Source organism: Ruegeria sp. C11, assembly GCF_056537725.1.
This window is the reverse complement of the sequence record NZ_JBQFSB010000003.1, coordinates 87,200-106,137: the sequence shown is the minus strand read 5'-3', so window position 1 is coordinate 106,137 and position 18,938 is coordinate 87,200. Positions and strand designations below refer to the sequence as shown.

The window sequence follows — 18,938 nt, the reverse complement described above, 5'->3', positions numbered from 1 at the left end:
CTGTCGGGGCGAAAAGTGCGGTGACGCGCCCCAAATGTCCATACGTGTCGGGTCACGTTTCCCCGGCCAGAAACGCCTGTAATGTTTGAATATAGGTGTCGTAAACTTCGTTTCCGGGCAAGGGGATGTGATTTGCCGTCTCAAGAATGGCCAGTGAAGCCTCAGGAATTCCCGCAGCCAGCTTGCGCGCTTCAGATAAGGGATGAACAGCACTGTTGCGACCATGCAAAACCAGCGTCGGGCATTGGATCTGCGGCAGCAAGTGTAAAACCGAAGCCGTGTTGCCGCTGTCACGCTGATACAGCTGTTCTTCCACCGAGTAGAGTGTCTGCAACTCGTCCACGATCTCGCGCACTGTTTCAAGTGGGCCTTCAGGAAAATAACTCAGCAGAGACCCGACCGCATAGCCACTGCCCGGATCCTGCCATCCTTCGATGATTAGGTTACGGATCGAATCCGACCCCTCGACACCATCACGATGGTCGCGTCCTTCTGCCCAGCCGCCGACAATGGCGAGACGGCTAACCCGTTCTGGAAATTTGACGGCAAATCGCAAGGCTGAAAATACGCCACCAAACTCTGCGACGATTGCAAAACGGTCAAATCCTGCGGCGTGCGAGACCGCCAGAATGTCCTCTGTCACGCCGTCATAGTTTACGAACCTGGGATCACCCCAATTCGTCTGATGTCGTTTGTTGTAGCGCAGCAGAGTGAACTTCGATTCCATCGCTTCGACGTATGCGCGTTCTGACGGTAAGCGCCATTCTGCTTCCAGATCATAAACGATCGATCCCACGCGCAGCACTGGGGGACCCTCTCCCGACACCGTGTAAGCAATAGCCTGGCCATTATGCCCTCGCGCATATTTCAAGTGCTGGGTCCGCCGGTCTTTGCGCAGGGCCGGTTTGCTTTCACAACTCACTTCCGCCGCCATCTGCAGACCACGCCGCACAATCGTCCGTATGATCCGCTGTGCCTTGCCATCATCGCCTACAGCCTTGCGGGCCGCAGCGATCCGCGCACTGATCGTCGATTCCGAGACAAAACGCCCGTTCCAGACACGCGCGATGATTTCCTCGCGCGCGACCAGTTTTCCAGGACTTTCAGCAAGCAGTTCCAGCAGATCAAAGACCTGCGGCTCAACCGGAACGGGCTGACCATCGCGCAGCAGCACGTGCCGCTCCACGTCCAGAACACAATCTGCAAACTCATAGCGCATGGGCCGAATACACTCCGTTTCGATTGGGGCCACAAGGTTCAATGGCTTTCCCAAAGGTTTCTCGGGGATTTCTCAGGATGGTCTTCAAGCGAGGGCGCGACGCTGTTGCCAGATTGGATGCAACGGACAGGAGATACCAATGATGCCGCCCTTCGACACCGCATTGCTGCGCCACACCGCCGTTAGGCACAGGCACAACGTAAACCTCGCCCGAATCGGAAAAGGTACCGGACCGATCATGTGGGGCGGGTTGCTGAGGATGCTATTCCGCCCGACCGGGCGGGGTCAACGGGTTTAACTCGCCCGCTTCATCCCCATGACCCGGGCCCGCGCACGCGGGTCGCTGTCGAACAGGGCCGCCAGTTGCTCGGTCATCGCACCCGCCAGCTGTTCCACATCCGTGATCGTCACAGCGCGGTCGTAATACCGTGTCACGTCGTGACCGATGCCGATGGCCAGCAGTTCGACCATCTTGCGTCGTTCGACCATCGCGATCACGTCACGCAGGTGTTTTTCCAGATAATTCGCGGGGTTAACGCTGAGAGTTGAATCATCGACCGGCGCCCCATCCGAGATCACCATCAGAATCTTGCGCGCCTCGCGCCGTGCCAGCATCCGGCGATGCGCCCATTCCAGCGCCTCGCCGTCGATGTTTTCCTTCAACAGGCCCTCTTTCATCATCAGACCCAGATTGGGCCGGGCGCGCCGCCATGGCGCATCCGCACCCTTGTAGATGATGTGGCGCAGATCGTTCAGACGGCCGGGCTGCTGCGGGCGGCCATCGTTCAGCCACGCCTCGCGCGCCAGCCCGCCTTTCCAAGCGCGGGTGGTAAAGCCCAGAATCTCGACCTTCACGTTGCAGCGCTCCAGCGTCCGCGCAAGAACATCGGCACAGATCGCCGCAATCGAAATCGGACGCCCGCGCATTGAACCCGAGTTGTCCAGCAGCAGCGTCACCACTGTATCGCGGAACTCGGTATCCTTCTCGACCTTGAAGCTCAGCGGAGTGGTCGGGTTCGCCACCACCCGCGCCAGACGTCCGGCATCCAGAATGCCTTCCTCGCGGTCAAATTCCCAGCTGCGGTTCTGCTGTGCCTGCAGGCGGCGCTGCAACTTGTTGGCCAGACGGCTGACCGCGCCTTTTAGCGGCTCAAGCTGCTGATCCAGATAGGCGCGCAGCCGCTCCAGCTCGGCGGGTTCTGCCAGATCCTCGGCGGCAATCTCTTCGTCATTGGTGTTCAGGTAAACCTTGTAATCCGGATCGGCGTCGGATGCAGGTGGCGGAGCAGGCGGCTCCAATGGCGCTTCGCCATCGGGCATCTCGGCCTCATCGCCCATCTCATCCTCGGCCATCTCGTCCATCGAGACCTGTGCCTGAGATTGATCCTGCTGTTCTTCCTGCGTCTGTTCAGGATTGGCGTCGGCGTCCTGTTCGTCCTGATCGTCCTGCCCGGTGCTGTCGGGATCGGGCTGCTCCTCGGCATCGTCCTCGGCCTGATCTTCCTGATCTTCGTCCAGCTCATCCGGGTCTTCGCCCAGCTGATCGCCGTACCCCAGATCCTTGATCATCTGCCGCGCAAACTTGGCGAATTCGGCCTGGTCCGAGAGTACCTCATCAAGGTTCTCCAGCACGCCGCCGGCCTGTTCCTCGATAAAGCCGCGCCACAGGTTCATGACATTCTCGGCCGCAGGCGGCAAATCGCGCCCCGTGGCCAGATGCCGGATCAGATAACCCGCCGCCACCGGCAGGGGCGTATCCGCTGGTTGCTTGCACTGGTCGTAGCCGCGCCGGATGGCCTCATGGCTGATCTTGACGTCGATGTTGCTGGCCGTACCGGGCATATCCCGCGCACCCATCGCCTCGCACCGCGCGGTTTCCATCGCCTCATACAGATCGCGGGCCATGTCGCCCGGCGGCGCATAGCGCGCGTGTGTCGCATCGTCGTGGTATTTGCGCTGCAACGCCAGCGCATCCGCAGTGCCCCGCGCCAGCAGAACCTCTTCGCGCGTCATCCGGCGGCTGACCTGAGGCAGCCGCATCGAGTCCCCCGACACGCCCGACGGATCGACCGTATAGCTCACCGACAGTTCAGGATCGTCGGCCATCACCTTGGTGGCCTCGGCCAAAGCCTTTTTGAACGGATCGGCGGGGTTGTCGTTTGGTTTGCTCATTTAAAAACTGCTAGGTTTTGCGTTTCTGGGTATCTTGAAGCCAGTCTCTTGCACTTGTCAAAAAGTGAGTGCGAGATCCGACCAGTTACAGTATCCTCACGAGGGCCAAACTGCTCAAGCTCCTCGCTGGATACAGGTCGTTTCCGCAGGCTTTGTAGGTCTTTCCATCCAGAACGATAGTTCATTTTTGCGAGTAACATGTGAAACGCATTTGACGCTTTGGTTTCATTTGTGGATTGGAGACCGTTCTTGCTATTGTAGGCTGCCCAATAGTGAAAAACTGACCCACAACTAAGAGCGCCGAACGGGTCTCCGCCGTCATGAGAAGATATGAAGTCCTCTTCTAAATAGGCATTTGGGTAACGGTTATCAAATCTGACCGGTGTACAGCCAGCGCATGCGGTCGCAATGAGCGCAGAGGTGATGCTTGCCTTAACCAAGGCTCGCGCTCGCGGCGCTCTCCGGCAGTTCCTCGTCGAAACAACGCTGGTAGAACTCGGCCACTGTCTGGCGCTCAAGTTCGTCGCACTTGTTCAGGAAGGACAGGCGGAAGGCATAGCCCACATCGCGGAAAATCTCGGCGTTCTGGGCCCAGTTGATCACGGTCCGCGGGCTCATCACCGTGGACAGGTCGCCGTTCATAAAGGCGGTCCGGGTCAGGTCGGCGACGGTGACCATCTGGCTGACCTGCTTGCGGCCCTTCTCGGTGTTGTAATGCGGCGCCTTGGACAGAACGATCATCGTTTCGGCATCGTGGCTCAGGTAGTTCAGCGTCGAGACCAGCGACCAGCGGTCCATCTGCGCCTGGTTGATCTGTTGCGTGCCGTGATACAGCCCGGTGGTGTCGCCCAGGCCCACGGTGTTGGCGGTGGCGAACAGGCGGAAGTTGGGGTTCGGCGTGATGATCTCGTTCTGGTCCAGAAGGGTCAGCTTGCCGTCATGTTCCAGCACACGCTGGATCACGAACATCACATCCGCGCGGCCCGCGTCATATTCGTCGAACACGATGGCGACGGGGTTGCGCAGCGCCCAAGGCAGGATTCCTTCGTGGAATTCGGTAACCTGCTTGCCATCGCGCAGTTTGATCGCGTCCTTGCCGATCAGGTCGATCCGGCTGATATGGCTGTCCAGATTGACGCGCACGGCGGGCCAGTTCAGTCGGGCGGCGACCTGTTCGATATGGGTCGATTTACCGGTGCCGTGATAGCCCTGAATCATCACCCGGCGGTTATGGGCAAAGCCTGCCAGAATCGCCAGCGTGGTTTCGGGGTCGAACTTATAGGTGTGGTCGATCGCCGGTACGCGGTCGCTGGCCTCGGCAAAGCCTTTGACGGCCATGTCGGTGTCGATTCCGAACACGTCACGAACCGAGATCTCTTCGGTGGGTTTTGCGTTGATGTCGATCGATCCGTCAGCCATTCGCCTCGTCCTTATCCTTTGCCCCGGTTGCCGGGTTTGAACCCGTGTGTGGTGCAACATATTGCGGGTAAGGGCAAGGGAAAGCCGCGTGCGCCGCCACGTGACAAGACGTTTCTTTGAAACTGGCCCTATTGACGGACGCGCCATACGTTGCCGCAGGATCTCACCACACGCACAATCAAGGCCAAATTCATCCGGAAAATGCGGCTCTTAAATCACGATGTTAACGGTCGCTTCGAGACCGGTGCCGCCCTTAACAAAATCCATCGATACCGTATCGGCTTCTACGTCAGACATGCGATTGAACAGCCCGTCGCGCGCGTTGTTTGGATCATCCTTGATGTAGAACTGGGTGGTCAGAACCTCGCGATTACCGTCAAATACCTTTACGTGAATGTGCGGGGTGCGTCCCGGATAGATCACCGGTTTAATCGTGCGAAACACGTAGCTACCTGCCTCGTCCGTAATATCGTGTCCAAAACCCTGAAAGGCGCGGTCATATGGAACGGCGCGATTATCGCCCGGATGCAGATACTTGCCGTTCACGTCACATTGCCAGATCTCGATACGGTATCCGACGGACGGTCGCCCGTTGCGATCCACGATGGTGCCACGCAGCATAAATATTTCGCCGCCAGCTTTCTCAACCTGACCTGCAATTTTCACAAGGTCATTGTCGATATCAGGCATTCGCATGTTGGGTTTTGGATAGAACGGCCCTTCTGCGGCGCGTGGGGTCAGGGCAGCGGCAGCAGCCTTGCCTGCCAGGGTGCTACTTCCGACCAGACCTGCAATTCCAGCAAGCAAGCTGCGGCGTGAATTCTTTGGTGTCGTCATAATCTGCTCCCTTCGAGCCCATGAGGGACCCTCTCCCACATGTTATGTCCAACGAGTGTTACAACTAGCTCAGAGTGTACCAGTCTCAATGAATCTCCGACCCGGCTCGATAGATTCTGATCGCCTTGAGGTATTGATAAACAACGGCTCAGTGCCGCCATTCGTCAAAAGACCTAAGTCCGGCTTTTCACCAAACTTAACAAACACCGTGTGATTTCAGGTTATACTGGCGGCGGTCTCAGCCTCACGCGCGCTTTGGCGCTTGGCCTGAGGCCGTATTTTCAAGGCAACAATTGAGGGAAAGAAATGTCGAATTTCGGTAATATGAAACACCTCATTGCCGCTGGGATTTTGGGGGTCGGTCTGGCCCTGCCGGCGGTTGCTCAGGAAAAGCCACTGAACTTCCTGATCATCTGGGGGGATGACATCGGCTATTGGAATGTCAGCGCCTACAATCAGGGCATGATGGGGTATGAAACCCCCAATATCGACCGCATCGCCAACGAGGGGATGTTGTTCACCCATGCCTATGGCGAACAATCCTGCACTGCGGGCCGCGCCAGCTTTATCACCGGCCAGTCCGGATTTCGGACAGGCCTTCTCAAGGTTGGACTGCCCGGCGCAAAGGAGGGGATGAGCGAGAAAGATCCCACCATCGCCGAATACATGAAGTCCAAGGGCTACATGACTGGCCAGTATGGCAAAAACCACCTGGGCGACCGGGATGAACATCTGCCGACCAATCACGGCTTTGATGAATTCTTTGGCAACCTTTACCACCTCAATGCCGAGGAAGAGCCGGAAAATGTCGACTATCCTAAGAACCCCGAATTCCGCGAAAACTTCGGCCCGCGCGGTGTGATCCGCTCCAGTTCGGACGGCAATATCGAAGATACCGGCCCGCTGACCCGCAAGCGGATGGAGACCATCGATGAGGAAGTGACTGCAGGTGCGCTCGACTTCATCGACAGGGCGGTCGAACAGGATAAGCCGTTCTTCCTGTGGTACAACACCACCCGGATGCACATCTTCACCCACCTGAAAGAGGAAAGTCAGGGCGTGACCGGTCTGGGCGTCTATCCCGATGGCATGGTCGAACATGACAAGATGGTTGGTCAGATGCTGGACAAGCTGGATGAGCTTGGCATCGCCGACAACACGGTCGTCATGTATTCAACCGACAACGGGGCCGAGGTGTTCAGCTGGCCCGACGGCGGCACTACCCCATTCCGGGGTGAAAAGAACGACAACTGGGAAGGCGGCTATCGTGTTCCGCTGCTTCTGAAATGGCCCGGTGTCATCGAACCGGGGCGCAAATCGAACGAGGTCATCAGCCATCTGGACTGGTTCCCGACCTTCATGGCGGCGCTGGGCGATGCGAACATGAAAGAAGCCATGCTGACCGAGGCTCCGTTTGGCGAGGCCAACGAACCCGTTCACCTCGACGGTTATAATTTCCTGCCATATTTCAAAGGCGAAGCCGAGGAAGGCCCGCGTCACGAGTTCCTTTATTTCTCTGACGGCGGCGATCTGGTGAACCTGCGCTATAACCGGTGGAAGGTGGTCTTTGCCGAACAGCGCGCCCACGGGTTCGATGTCTGGCAAGAGCCACTGACCTTCCTGCGTCTGCCGAAAATCATCGACCTCTATTCCGATCCGTTCGAACGTGCTGAACATGAATCCATCGGGTACCCGAAATGGCGGCTGGACCGCACCTATCTGTTGGTTCCCGCGCAGGCCTTTGTCGCGCAGTTCCTCGGAACCTTCCAAGATTACCCGCCACGGCAGAAACCGGCGAGTTTCTCGATCGATCAGGTTCTGGAATCACTCCAGCGCAATCAGGGGGGCTAGGCGACCAGACACACTTTCAAGGGCGGTCTGCGCACGTTGTGACCGCCCTTGCAAAAATTCGTGTCTCTGAAGTCTCTTGGCGGTTTTGCCCTATCTCAGAACCAATTCGCGCTCGGCAACAGCCCCGTTTGAAAACGTAAGGCGGGCGCGGGTCTTCTTGAGGTCTTCGCTCAGAAATGAGCGATCTTCGAAGATGACAAAGAACCGGGTGCTTTCCGTATCTTTCAGACGTTCCGCCGTTGGGATGTCCACCTTGAGAAAACTTGAGTTGGCATAGGGCTTGTTGATTGTCAGCTCAACGGGCAGGGGCGCGCCGTCGCCCGATGTGGCCACCATTCCGTCTTCGGTGGCGCTGATCCGATAGGTTGCGTCGATGCCTTTGTTGCTGAGAAACCCGCCTTCAGGCTCCTTGTCCTCATACCAGGCAAGTTCAAGATTGGTGATTTGCTCTGTCTTGTCGGTGTTGTTGATAACGGTCAGAACAAAACCGATTCCGGTGTTTCCATTGCCCGAACCCACCTCGCGAAACTCGGTAAAATCCAAAGATACTGCGGGCGTCGTGACCTTGGGTGGAAACGCCTTGAGATAACCATATGCGGCAATCCAAAGAACTGCGCTGGCATACATGAACAGCCTCAGACCGTAAGGCCACGCTTCGGGCAGAGAAAAGTCGGGCAACTTGATCATTCCTCACTCACAGACGAAAAGAAAACACGCAATGCACCCGGCAGATCCACAGGCTCGCTCCTGAGCAGCTCCAAAAGTGCGGCTGCGTTCGGAAATTCCGGGGCAATCCCCAGCAGTTGCTCCAACGCCGCTTTGGCCTCGGTAGATCGGCTAAGATTTGCCTCGGCAAGCGCCAGCAGCCACCGGGCATCCACAAGATCGGGCACTAGCTCGACCGTGGTTTGTGCCGCATCACGCGCGGTTGGCGTTTGCCCGATGGAAAAAGCGGCGACTGCAAAGGCATAGTGAACCTGCCCATCCTGCGGCGCCAGCTTCGCCAGTTCCTCAAGGATCGGGTAGGCGGCCCCGTAATCCCGGTTGTTGATGGGGGCTTGAACGGAGTTCCTGAGATACGCCTCCCGATTCATGATTTTGGGTAAAGGTGCGATCACGTCGCCCTTGCCGGAAGTCGCTTCGGGCGAAGCCACGGCGATCACGCCTTCTTCGCAGGCCGCCGGCAACATTGCCTGATCCGGGCCACTGTTCCCGGCGGCAGCGGAAATGATAAAGTCATAACCCTCGGCGCGCAGGTCGCTGATCTTCCGGCAGATGTCAGACGCACCATCTGTTTCCGGCGGGAAACCCAGTGAAATGTTGATCGTAAAAACTCTCTGTTCCCGGACCAACCAGTCAATCGCACTGATCACCGGGTCGACGCGCAGGCCAAAGTCCATATCCATGACATTGGCTGAAACGACCCGAATCGAAGCATAGGCCGCCAGAACAATCGCAACACCGGTGCCATGCCCAAAGCGGTCTTCGGGCGGGGCGTCCGTAAAGCTGACCATTTCAGCAATTTTACCGGCAAGCTGAGGGTGATCAGGGTTCACGCCCGTATCAATAAGGCCCACACCGACCGTTCCGGGCGATGCCGCCCCCGTTTCCTGACCGAGATGAATAGGGGCAACTTCAAGATACCTGAGCTTCGCCGGGTCCGACCCCAGGAACAGGCCGATATCCTGATCTGCTGAAAGGGCAACGCCCGGTCCCGGTAATGAAACGGTTTTGCCCATGGCAGCCGTTCCCCCAATACACAAACAAAAAACCACCCACTCAATGCTGGGCGCCATGCGAGTTCAAACAACTCACTCAATCAATGCCATATTGTAACACGTTCAGACCGCACCCGAAACAAATTCGGAAACGGGGCGGTGACCAAAGCGAAAATGCCTGCAGAACCGGTTACTTGAAGTTCCGGCTGTCCTTGATCTGATCCCAGGCCCAGACGACCTCTTGCAGCTGTTCTTCCTGGCTGCGATCGCCCCCGTTCATATCCGGATGCAGTACTTTGATCAGCTTCTTGTAGGCCTTGCGCACCTCGGCCTTGGACCAGCTGTCCTGTGCCTCAAGAATTTCAACGGCGCGGCGCTCGGTCGGTGGCAGGCGGCGCCCGCCAGTATTTGCGCGGCCCGGATTCTTGGTCGCGTTCTCGCCCAGCACCTGATGCGGGTCCTCGATGCCCAGCCGCGCCCAGGCCCGTGCCTCGGGATCGCCCATCGGCTTGGTCTCACGCTCCCACACCTTGTCCTTGGACCGCTGCGCGTTCAGCTCGGCCTCGGTGGTACCGTCGAAGAAGTTCCACTTCTGGTTATATTCCCGCACGTGTTGCTGGCAGAACCAGAAAAAATCATCCAGAACGTCCGGCGCCTTGGGCGCACGGAACTTGCCCGCCTCTTCACATCCTTCGTGGTCGCAGATTCGCACCGAGGTTTCCGACGCGCCCGACATGCCCCGACGCCCGCGCGGGTTTTTCTTTTTGGCGCTGGAAACGGACATATCGAATCCGAAGGGGTCTGATTTCACCATATGCTCATCCTCACGAACGCGTCTTTCCGACTCGGAGGCAGCAGTTTAATCTAAGTGGCCGAAAGTAGAAGAGGGCAGCGGTAAAATTTTTGTCGCTGAGCAGAAAAATGAGCGTTACCGAAGAAATCCGCGAATGCCTGCAAACGGCGTTCAACCCACGCGAGCTTGATGTTGTCGATGACAGCGAAAGTCACCGCGGCCATGCTGGTTACCGGGATGGCGGCGAAAGCCACTTCAACGTCCGTATCCGCGCCGCCGCGTTTCAGGGCCAGTCCCGAGTCGCCCGTCACCGCGCGGTGCACGCCGCATTGGGGGATATCGTGCCGCGCATCCACGCGCTGGCGCTGGATATTGACGCATAAGTGTCGCGGTGCGGCGACGTTGGCAGGAACCCGGTGCACCGCTGATTGGCCTTTTCAACCTTTGCTGGTATGGAACATCGCGCAGGTGCCGCCTGTTTCGCGCTCCTCGCTAATGTCCCTTTTTGTCTGGTGAACACATCCCATGAGAATTTCTTTTCTTTTGCCGCTGATCCCGCTGCTTGCCGCTTGCACTCCGGTCTCCGACGACACACCCGGGGTTGTCACCAGTGCAGGCGCCGGTGAGGTGATGATTGTCGGTCCAAAAAAACACGGCAAGGTTGCCAAACCCACGCAGCGCATGGTCGAGCAGGCACAGGAAGTTTGCCCAAGCGCGATCTTTCATTCTACGCAACCGTCGATGAGTGGCGGCGACCGGTTCGAATACCTGTTCAAGTGCTAAGGCGACGCCTCACGTCAACGCATGCGGGCTATCAGGCAAGGCTATAGCCCGCTGATCACCCCCCCCGGGGGAGGGGCAACCTGTCGGTCTGATCCAATCAGGGCTGGGGCGTTTTATCCTTTTCGGGCTCCTGATCGCCTTCGCCGTCTTCCGTTTTCAGCGATAGCGGCGGGTCTTTGGGTTCTTCAGCGATAGGGGCGGGGGCCAGAACCTCGGTGGGGCCGGGAACCGGCCGCGCCTGCGGCGCGGCTGCCGCCTCATCGACCGGCACGGCAATGGCGGGTGCAGCGCTTTCAAGCGCGCGGCGGAATACCAGTACGTTGCGCCAGTTCACGGTCGATCCTGTCAGACCGGTGCGTTCCTCGCTGGGCAGCAGTTCGGCTCGCTGATATTCCCAACCGTCCTGACCCATCTTGTTCAGCATCTGTTCGACCGATAGTGCAAACCGTCCCTCGGGCGTTTTCGTGCCCTTGGCCTTGGTGCCTTTTTGCGGTGCGGGGACAACCTTGTATTCGTAGCGCTGCATCAACGGTTCCTAAAAGCAATTTGCGGGCAACTTACCATGTTGCCCGTTGGGGGAAAGAGGTGTTCGCCGGGTGGCGGAATTCAGCCCCGACTGTTGCCCTCAACCTCACCTACTGCCAGCGTTGCGACCGACAGGCACATTTCGGTCGCTACGGCCATATCCTGAACCGAGACCCACTCCAACGGCCCGTGAATGCACTGCATCCCGGTGAAAATGTTGGGGCAGGGGGTGCCGAATTCGGTCAGGCGCGACCCGTCAGTGCCGCCCCGGATCGGGACCGAGATTGGCTCGATGCCAAGGCCACGGCAGGCCTTGCGCGCCAGTTCGACGGGCGTCATGTCCTTTTCCAGCCAGTACCGCATGTTGCGGTATTGCGGGTAAATTTCGCAACTGACCGAGGCCCGCGGTTCCGACGCCTGAACGGCCGCGCAGACCTGCCGCACCAGATCGCCCTTGGCCTCCAGCCCGTCCAGTTCGAAATCCCGCAGGATCAGCTTGATTTCCATCTCCGAGGAACCGCCATTCATATCCGTCACATGAATGAACCCCTCGCGGTCGTCCGTCACTTCGGGCGTCATGGTCGCCTGCGGCAGCGTCTGGACGATTTTTGAGGCCAGATGCGCGGCATTGACCATCTTGTCCTTGGCCAGACCGGGATGGATCGACACACCCACGATCTTTATGACGGCACGATCCGCCGAAAAGCTCTCATACTCGATCTCGCCCACTTCCTGACCATCCAGCGTATAGGCAAAATCGGCGCCAAGATCGCCGGGCAGCTTTTCACTAACACCGCGCCCGATCTCTTCATCCGGGGTAAAGGCAATGCGAATCGGCCCGTGGGCGATGTCCGTATTCGTCAGCAGATGCCGCGCCATCGTCATGATGATCGACACCCCCGCCTTGTCATCGGCCCCCAGCAGCGTCGTGCCCGAGGCGGTGATCAGATCATGCCCCACCTTGCTGGCCAGATAGGGATGCTCGTCCGGTGACAACACCAGTGACGGATCATCCGGAAAGGTGATCTCGCCGCCATTATAGCCCTTGATCACGCGCGGCTTGACGCCAGTTGCGTTGAACTGCGGTGCGGTATCCACATGTGCCAGAAAACCGATGGTCGGTCCGGGGGCGGTGCCCGGAATGGTCGCCACGACGACGCTGTCATCGGTCACTTCGACATCCTGCGCACCGATCTCGACCAATTCCTGCCTGAGCAGGTTCAACACGTCGAACTGAATTTCCGTGCTGGGGGTTGTTGGTGAATTCTCGTCGCTCTGACTGTCTATAGCCGCATATCGGACAAGCCGGTCTTCCAGTTCCTGATCAAATCTGTTCTGCATGATACCTCACCTCTCTGGCACGGAAGAAAGAGCGCAAACATTCCCGGTGTCAAGCACACGGCCAGACCCCTAAAATGTTAAGAAAATGGAAAATTCAGTTTTGTACAAACCGGACAAACCCTGCCGCCCGGCCTGTACAAACCGAAAGATTCAGAGGCTCAGCTTGGAACTGACCAGTTCGTTGACCGCCTTGGGGTTGGCCTTGCCACCGGTCGCCTTCATCACCTGACCGACGAACCACCCTGCCAGTTTCGGGTTCACCCTGGCCTTTTCGACCTGTGCCGGATTGGCGGCGATGATCTCATCCAGTGCGGCCTCGATGGCGCCTGTATCCGTCACCTGCTTCATGCCGCGTTCTTCGACGATCTGCGCCGGATCACCGCCTTCGGTGTAGACGATTTCGAACAGATCCTTTGCGATCTTGCCCGAGATGGCGTCCGAGGAAATCAGGTCGATGATCCCGCCCAGCTGGGCCGGAGAAACCGGAGACTCGGTGATGTCGTGATCTTCTTTCTTCAGACGGCCGAACAGCTCGTTGATGACCCAGTTCGCGGCCAGCTTGCCGTTGCGCCCTTTGGCCACATCTTCGAAATAGGCGGCCGATTCCACCTCGGCTGTCAGCACCGAAGCGTCATAGTCCGTCAGTCCGAACTCGCTGATAAAACGCGCTTTTTTGTCGTCCGGCAGTTCGGGAAGCTTGGCGGCGATATCGTCCACCCACGCCTGCTCGATCTCCAGCGGCAGCAGGTCGGGATCGGGGAAATAGCGGTAATCATGCGCTTCTTCCTTGGACCGCATCGAGCGGGTTTCGCCCTTGTCCGGGTCGTACAGGCGGGTTTCCTGATCGACCTTGCCACCACCTTCGACGATGGCGATCTGGCGGCGGGCTTCGACCTCGATCGCTTGCTGGATAAAGCGCATCGAGTTCATGTTCTTGATCTCGCAGCGTGTTCCCAGATGCGAAAAGTCCTGTGTTTCCTGATACTTCTCGTACGCACCGGGCAAACAGATCGAAACGTTCACGTCCGCGCGCAGGTTGCCGTTCTGCATGTTGCCATCGCAGGTGCCCAGATAACGCATGATCTGGCGTAGCTTGGCGATATAAGCGGCGGCCTCCTCAGGCCCACGAATGTCGGGACGGCTGACGATCTCCATCAGGCAGACACCGGTCCGGTTCAAGTCGACAAAGGACATATGCGGGTCCATGTCATGGATCGATTTGCCGGCGTCCTGCTCCATGTGGATGCGTTCGATCCGCACCATGCGTGCAGTGCCGTCACCCATCTCGACCAGAACTTCGCCTTCGCCCACAATTGGTTGATAAAGCTGGGAGATTTGATAGCCCTGCGGCAGGTCGGGGTAGAAATAATTCTTGCGGTCGAACGCCGATTTCAGGTTGATATCCGCCTTCAGGCCCAGCCCGGTCCGCACCGCCTGCTCCACGCAGAATTCGTTGATCACCGGCAACATTCCCGGCATCGCCGCATCCACGAAAGCCACGTTCGAATTCGGCTCGGCCCCGAATTGGGTCGACGCGCCCGAGAACAGCTTGGCATTGGACGAGACCTGCGCATGCACCTCCATCCCGATCACCAGTTCCCAGTCGTGCTTGGCACCGGCAATTGTTTTGGGTTTGGGCATTTCATAGGTCAGGTCGAGCATGGCGCGCCTCTTATCCGCAGAAGTCTAGGCCTGCGTATTATTCCTGCACGAGCGAGGGGGCAAGGGGCAATGAGCCTTTGCAGGGTTGAAATAAACCGATGACATCAAGCCGTTCCGCACAACCGGATCGTACATCCGGTCGGACCGTTATCCGATCAGTTCGGACTGAAACGCGGTCCCGAGGGCGTAAATGTAATGCGTTGGCCGCGCCCAAGTTCGTCCCGGAACAGGTTGGTGATGACCCGTATCGCGTCGTGACGCCCACGGGCGGCAAAACGGTCGGGGGAGTTGATGCGGACACCATTGTCGAAACCGTCCGCCGCATGCGCCCAGATCAGGGGATGCAGTTCGGTCAGGTGATCGCGGATCAGCCAGTTTGTGGCCTCGCAGATCTGAACCCGCGCAAGGTCGGCCTCTTCGTGGAAGCCCAGTCCGTTCTGCAGCGTGATCGAGCAATATGCGGCCAACAGGTTGACCATCTCCTGATCCGGGCGGCGCTGTACGATGTCGCGCAGGCCTTCCAGAAAGAACTCGACGTCCACGCGGGCGCAGGCCTCTTCATCAAGTGCGATGGCATCGAACTGAACCCAGGTGTACCCGCCCGCGCCCCAGATGTTTTGGGTGATCGACGCATTACGTAGCGCCTGAAGCTCCAGTTCTTCGTAGCTGCCAAACCAACGTGGCAACAGATGGTTCCCCATGGCCCGCATGTTACGGTAGTTGTGCGGGTCGAGTGAAATCAGTCGCTCGTATTCATCTGCAACACGGATACCTTGTGTCCGTTGTCCCGCCAGCAATGCGCAACATGCCGACGCCACGGCGGGGCTGTCGGGTGCCGCCGCCCTGCAGACCGGCAGTATTTCGGCGGCACGGTCAAAATGCGCGGCACACCGGGTTCTGTTGATTTCGGGCATGATCGTTTCCCATCCGGTGCCGCGCCAGGCCCAGGCCAGATCGATATGGGCCAGTGCAACGATCAGCCCGATCATGGGATCATCCCGGTATTCGGACAAAACGTTTTCAAGTTCCGCTATGCCTCCGTCTACCGTGTCTGCGGGCGGGCCATTGCCTTCGGACAGGGCATGTTCCACGGCAAACACCACATCCGACCGGGCACCAAAGGCCATGAGGTCGGCAACCGGCAATCCATCCGGCGACGTTTTGCGTGCTTTATCGGCCGAACGCATTTCATCGGCCAGTTCTTTCCACAACTCCTGCCGGGCCAGATGGCGTCCATGCTCCATGGCTGAACGCCCGATCAGATCACCAGCACCAAGTTTGGCAACCGGAATGATCAGTCTGTCCTCGGCGTTTATCGCGCGCGGAAAATCTCTGCTTGGAAGGGGCGCTCGGGATGCGCGCCGGTGATTAAAACCCGAAAATGATTGGGCTAATGCCCTGAAAACACTGAACATAACGTAAATCGGACCGATTTGAACTCGTAACAACTGTGTATCGGTTTGACGAATTATTGCGGCCAATTCAAGGCCTCGCCGGGGTCTTATACGTTCACAGGTAGGTGAAATGTGGCATGAGCGGATGGGTTTCAGAAAATTCTGAAGTGGTGGCGTTCCACCTTGAAACCTCGTTCGGTCAGTGTGTTTTCAAACGCGCGATGTGCTGGCACGGATTCATCGGGCAGTCGCACTTTTTTTCCGTTGGTCAGAACTGCGGACACACGCACCGAGAAATCCCAGCGTGTGTCAAAACGGAAATAGTCGATATCGCCAAGCGGCAAATGGCCGTCGCGCTTACCGGTAAACCAGTGCAGGTCAGTCCCATTCAATTCCAGCCCGGCGGTGGAATCGGAAAACACATCCCAGATCGCCGGAAGCGTGGTCAGCGCCATGAGACCAATCAGCCACCATGCCGCATCAAACAGGATGATCAGGCTGAGCAGTGCAGCATAGACGACAATCAGAATTGTCACCGTCCGTGAATTGCGGCTTGGCCGCCTAAAGCTGTAGGCCGGTGGCCTATCGCCTGTCCTGTCCGTATCGGTTTCCATGCGTCACGCGCCGAGAATGCGCGACACCATCTCCGACGTGTCGCGTGACAGGTCCGGGGTCGAGGCGATGCGTTCCAGATTTTGCCGCATCAGGTTCTGGCGGTTCGTGTCATAACGTTTCCAGGTCTGGAAAGCGGAACACATGCGCGCCGTTGTTTGGGCGTTGATTGGATCAAGCCGGATCAACCAGTCGGCAAGCAACGTATAGGACGCGCCGCTTTCGTTGTGGAAACCTGCATGGTTCATTGCCAGCGCACCCATCAGCGAACGAAAGCGGTTCGGGTTCTTCCAGTTGAAATCCGGATGCTCGCTGAGAGTCCGGGCAAGTTCCGGTGCTTTTTCGGGCGCTGCCAGCGATGTTTGCAACCCGAACCACTTGTCGATGACCAGTCGGTCGTGCTGCCACTGCTGATAAAACGCCGCAAGCTCGGTCTCGCCCTTGCCGGCCCTCAGCAAACAGGACAGCGCCGTTAGTTGCAGGGTCATGTTGTCAGCATTGTTGTATTCCCCGGCAGCTTTTGCGCCCCCGTCCAGCCGCGACGTCAGTGCGAGTGCGGCGCTGCCAAGGGCGCGTTTTCCGGATTGCGCGGCGTCGGGTTGGTAGGGGCCGTCAACCACAGCCTCGCTGTGCAGACGTGGCAGAAGATCCTGCATGTGTTGCGCGGTGGCCTGCCGCAGGGTCTCGACCGCTGTCCAGATCGCCATCGGGTCGGGCGTAATGCCACGTTCATGCAAAGCTGCGGCAAGTTCAGACTGGGTTGGCAGCCCCAGCATCAGCGCACGGTACGCTGGATCAAGATCGCCATCCCGCAGGACTGCTAGCAATCCGTCCAGATAATCAGCGTCGGGTGCAGCATCGCGGGTTATCATGTTCAGCAGCGTGTCTTGCGCCAGTGCGCGCCCGGCCTCCCACCTGTTGAACGGATCGGTGTCATGGGCCAGTAGGAAGGCACGATCGGCGTTAGACGTGTCACGCTCGAGGATGACCGGTGCAGAGAACCCGCGCAGGATCGATGCAACCGGCTTGGCGGCAAGCCCCTCAAAGGTAAAGCTTTGCGTTTCTTCGGTGAACTCCAGCACTTCGGTTTCGCGCACCTCATCACCGTTTTGCCCCAGCAGCCCGACCGCCACAGGGATCACCTGCGGCTGCTTTTCGGACTGGCCCGGCGTGGCGGGGGTGCTTTGGCTCAGGGTCAGGGTATAGGTGCCCTCTGCCCAGTCTTCCTGCACCTTGACCCGGGGCGTTCCGGCCTGACTGTACCAGCGTTTGAACTGGCTCAGGTCGCGACCAGTCGTGTCCTCGAACACCTTGATCCAGTCTTCGATAGTGCACGCCTGACCATCGTGGCGGTCAAAGTACAAGTCCAAGGCACTGGCATAGGCATCGTCACCCACCAGCCGCTTGAGCATCCCGATAAGCTCGGCGCCCTTTTCATAAACGGTGGCGGTGTAAAAGTTGTTTATCTCCTGAAAACTTTCTGGCCGAACCGGGTGGGACAGGGGGCCGTTGTCTTCGGGAAACTGACGGGCACGCAGGTCAATCACGTCGTGAATGCGTTTGACCGGGGCGGATCGTATGTCGGACGTAAACTGCGCATCGCGGAATACGGTCAGCCCCTCTTTCAGGCACAGCTGGAACCAGTCGCGGCAGGTGATGCGGTTGCCGGTCCAGTTGTGGAAGTACTCATGCGCGATGATCGCCTCGATCCGTTCGAAATTGGCGTCGGTCGAGGTTTCGGGGCTGGCCAGTACGGCGGAGGAGTTGAAGATGTTCAACCCCTTGTTTTCCATCGCACCCATGTTGAAATCGTCAACAGCAACGATATTGAACACGTCCAGATCGTATTCGCGGCCATAGACATCTTCGTCCCATTTCATCGACCGTTTCAGAGCTTCCATGCCAAAGGCGCATTTGCCTTCATCACCGGGACGCACCCAAAGGTTTAGTCCCACGTCGCGGCCCGAGCGGGTGGTGAATTGGCCGGGATGCGCGGTCAGCTCGCCCGCCACCAGAGCAAACAGATAGGCCGGTTTGGGCCATGGGTCGGTCCATTCCGCCCAACCATCTCCTTTGGCCGTGGGGTTGCCGTTCGACAGTAGCACCGGCAAGTCACCGTTGACGCGCACGGTGAAAGTGGACATCACGTCGGGCCGGTCCGGGTAATATGTGATCTTACGGAACCCTTCGGCTTCGCATTGCGTGCAGTACATGCCGTTCGACATGTACAGCCCTTCGAGTGCGGTGTTGTTGCCCGGATCGATCTCGACCTCGGCCTCCCAGATGAAGGGCTGGTCCGGGGTGTCTGCCGTCAATCCCTTGTCAGTGACATCCGGTGTGACCTCGGCACCGTCAATGGTTGCTCGGATCAGGTTCAGGTCTTCGCCATGCAGGAAAAACGTACGATCCGTCGCGTCCGGGTTGGGGCGAAACGCGATGCGCGACGTCACTCGGGTTGCATTCGGAGCAAGATCAAAGGTCAGATGCACGCTGTCCACAATGAAACCGAACGGGGTGTAATCCTTTAGGTGGATCGTAATCGGGGCGGCGTCGCGCATCTTTTGCCTCATCTCATCTGGTGTCGTCGCGACGTTATGGGTTGCGGCGTTGGG

17 protein-coding genes are annotated in these 18,938 nt (G+C 58.4%); 4 read left to right on the top strand and 13 right to left on the bottom strand.

Annotated features, from left to right (window positions below; translation table 11 throughout):
• Nucleotides 1-52: 52 nt before the first annotated feature.
• Nucleotides 53-1,219, bottom strand: coding sequence for an alpha/beta hydrolase (locus ACR0NA_RS06480; protein ID WP_480727180.1), 1,167 nt, complete (start codon nucleotides 1,217-1,219; stop codon nucleotides 53-55).
• A 139-nt stretch (nucleotides 1,220-1,358) separates the two neighbouring features.
• On the opposite strand from ACR0NA_RS06480, the gene ACR0NA_RS06475 reads away from it, so the two are divergent.
• Nucleotides 1,359-1,517, top strand: coding sequence for a hypothetical protein (locus ACR0NA_RS06475; RefSeq protein ID WP_170650743.1), 159 nt, complete (start codon nucleotides 1,359-1,361; stop codon nucleotides 1,515-1,517).
• Here the strand turns inward: ACR0NA_RS06475 and cobT are convergent.
• From cobT to ACR0NA_RS06460, 3 genes are all read right to left on the bottom strand, one after another.
• A complete protein-coding gene (cobT, locus tag ACR0NA_RS06470) occupies nucleotides 1,514-3,391 on the bottom strand; it encodes a cobaltochelatase subunit CobT (protein WP_170650742.1) in 1,878 nt (625 codons plus the stop codon). The genes ACR0NA_RS06475 and cobT overlap by 4 nt on opposite strands.
• A gap of 432 nt (nucleotides 3,392-3,823) precedes the next feature.
• The gene (cobS, locus tag ACR0NA_RS06465; RefSeq protein WP_170650740.1) at nucleotides 3,824-4,810 is read right to left on the bottom strand and encodes a cobaltochelatase subunit CobS; all 987 of its coding nucleotides are present in this window, start codon (nucleotides 4,808-4,810) and stop codon (nucleotides 3,824-3,826) included.
• Between the two features lie 210 nt (nucleotides 4,811-5,020).
• A complete protein-coding gene (locus ACR0NA_RS06460; RefSeq protein ID WP_480727176.1) occupies nucleotides 5,021-5,647 on the bottom strand; it encodes a dioxygenase family protein in 627 nt (208 codons plus the stop codon).
• Nucleotides 5,648-5,971: 324 nt separating this feature from the next.
• Here ACR0NA_RS06460 and ACR0NA_RS06455 point away from each other — a divergent pair, with 324 nt between their 5' ends.
• Nucleotides 5,972-7,498, top strand: a complete 1,527-nt coding sequence (locus ACR0NA_RS06455) for an arylsulfatase (protein ID WP_480727175.1) — start codon at nucleotides 5,972-5,974, stop codon at nucleotides 7,496-7,498.
• A gap of 90 nt (nucleotides 7,499-7,588) precedes the next feature.
• On the opposite strand, the gene ACR0NA_RS06450 is transcribed toward ACR0NA_RS06455, so the two are convergent.
• The 3 genes from ACR0NA_RS06450 to ACR0NA_RS06440 all read right to left on the bottom strand — a co-directional run bounded on the left by ACR0NA_RS06450 (nucleotide 7,589) and on the right by ACR0NA_RS06440 (nucleotide 10,030).
• Nucleotides 7,589-8,185, bottom strand: coding sequence for a hypothetical protein (locus ACR0NA_RS06450; protein ID WP_480727173.1), 597 nt, complete (start codon nucleotides 8,183-8,185; stop codon nucleotides 7,589-7,591).
• Nucleotides 8,182-9,237, bottom strand: a complete 1,056-nt coding sequence (locus tag ACR0NA_RS06445; RefSeq protein WP_480727170.1) for a tetratricopeptide repeat protein — start codon at nucleotides 9,235-9,237, stop codon at nucleotides 8,182-8,184. Before ACR0NA_RS06445 ends, ACR0NA_RS06450 begins: the two co-directional genes overlap by 4 nt.
• Nucleotides 9,238-9,406: 169 nt before the next feature.
• A complete protein-coding gene (locus ACR0NA_RS06440; RefSeq protein WP_170650735.1) occupies nucleotides 9,407-10,030 on the bottom strand; it encodes a DnaJ domain-containing protein in 624 nt (207 codons plus the stop codon).
• Between the two features lie 107 nt (nucleotides 10,031-10,137).
• Between ACR0NA_RS06440 and ACR0NA_RS06435 the strand changes: the two genes are divergently transcribed.
• Entirely contained in the window at nucleotides 10,138-10,392 is a 255-nt protein-coding gene (locus ACR0NA_RS06435; protein ID WP_480727166.1) for a BolA family protein, read from the top strand.
• Between the two features lie 142 nt (nucleotides 10,393-10,534).
• On the top strand, nucleotides 10,535-10,792 hold the full coding sequence (locus tag ACR0NA_RS06430) for a hypothetical protein (RefSeq protein ID WP_480448892.1): 258 nt from the start codon (nucleotides 10,535-10,537) through the stop codon (nucleotides 10,790-10,792).
• A gap of 97 nt (nucleotides 10,793-10,889) precedes the next feature.
• Here ACR0NA_RS06430 and ACR0NA_RS06425 read toward each other — a convergent pair whose 3' ends face one another.
• The 6 genes from ACR0NA_RS06425 to pepN all read right to left on the bottom strand — a co-directional run bounded on the left by ACR0NA_RS06425 (nucleotide 10,890) and on the right by pepN (nucleotide 18,884).
• Nucleotides 10,890-11,318, bottom strand: coding sequence for a DUF4177 domain-containing protein (locus ACR0NA_RS06425; protein ID WP_480727162.1), 429 nt, complete (start codon nucleotides 11,316-11,318; stop codon nucleotides 10,890-10,892).
• Nucleotides 11,319-11,398: 80 nt separating this feature from the next.
• Complete coding sequence (gene pepT / locus ACR0NA_RS06420) at nucleotides 11,399-12,658, bottom strand: peptidase T (RefSeq protein WP_480727160.1); 1,260 nt, start codon at nucleotides 12,656-12,658, stop codon at nucleotides 11,399-11,401.
• 150 nt (nucleotides 12,659-12,808) lie between these two features.
• Nucleotides 12,809-14,320, bottom strand: a complete 1,512-nt coding sequence (gatB, locus tag ACR0NA_RS06415) for an Asp-tRNA(Asn)/Glu-tRNA(Gln) amidotransferase subunit GatB (RefSeq protein ID WP_170650730.1) — start codon at nucleotides 14,318-14,320, stop codon at nucleotides 12,809-12,811.
• Between the two features lie 155 nt (nucleotides 14,321-14,475).
• Nucleotides 14,476-15,564 (bottom strand): hypothetical protein, encoded by a 1,089-nt coding sequence (locus tag ACR0NA_RS06410; RefSeq protein ID WP_480727157.1) that lies wholly within the window; start codon nucleotides 15,562-15,564, stop codon nucleotides 14,476-14,478.
• A 302-nt stretch (nucleotides 15,565-15,866) separates the two neighbouring features.
• On the bottom strand, nucleotides 15,867-16,250 hold the full coding sequence (locus tag ACR0NA_RS06405; protein ID WP_480727155.1) for a hypothetical protein: 384 nt from the start codon (nucleotides 16,248-16,250) through the stop codon (nucleotides 15,867-15,869).
• Nucleotides 16,251-16,331: 81 nt separating this feature from the next.
• Complete coding sequence (gene pepN, locus ACR0NA_RS06400) at nucleotides 16,332-18,884, bottom strand: aminopeptidase N (RefSeq protein ID WP_480727153.1); 2,553 nt, start codon at nucleotides 18,882-18,884, stop codon at nucleotides 16,332-16,334.
• Nucleotides 18,885-18,938 lie beyond the last annotated feature (54 nt).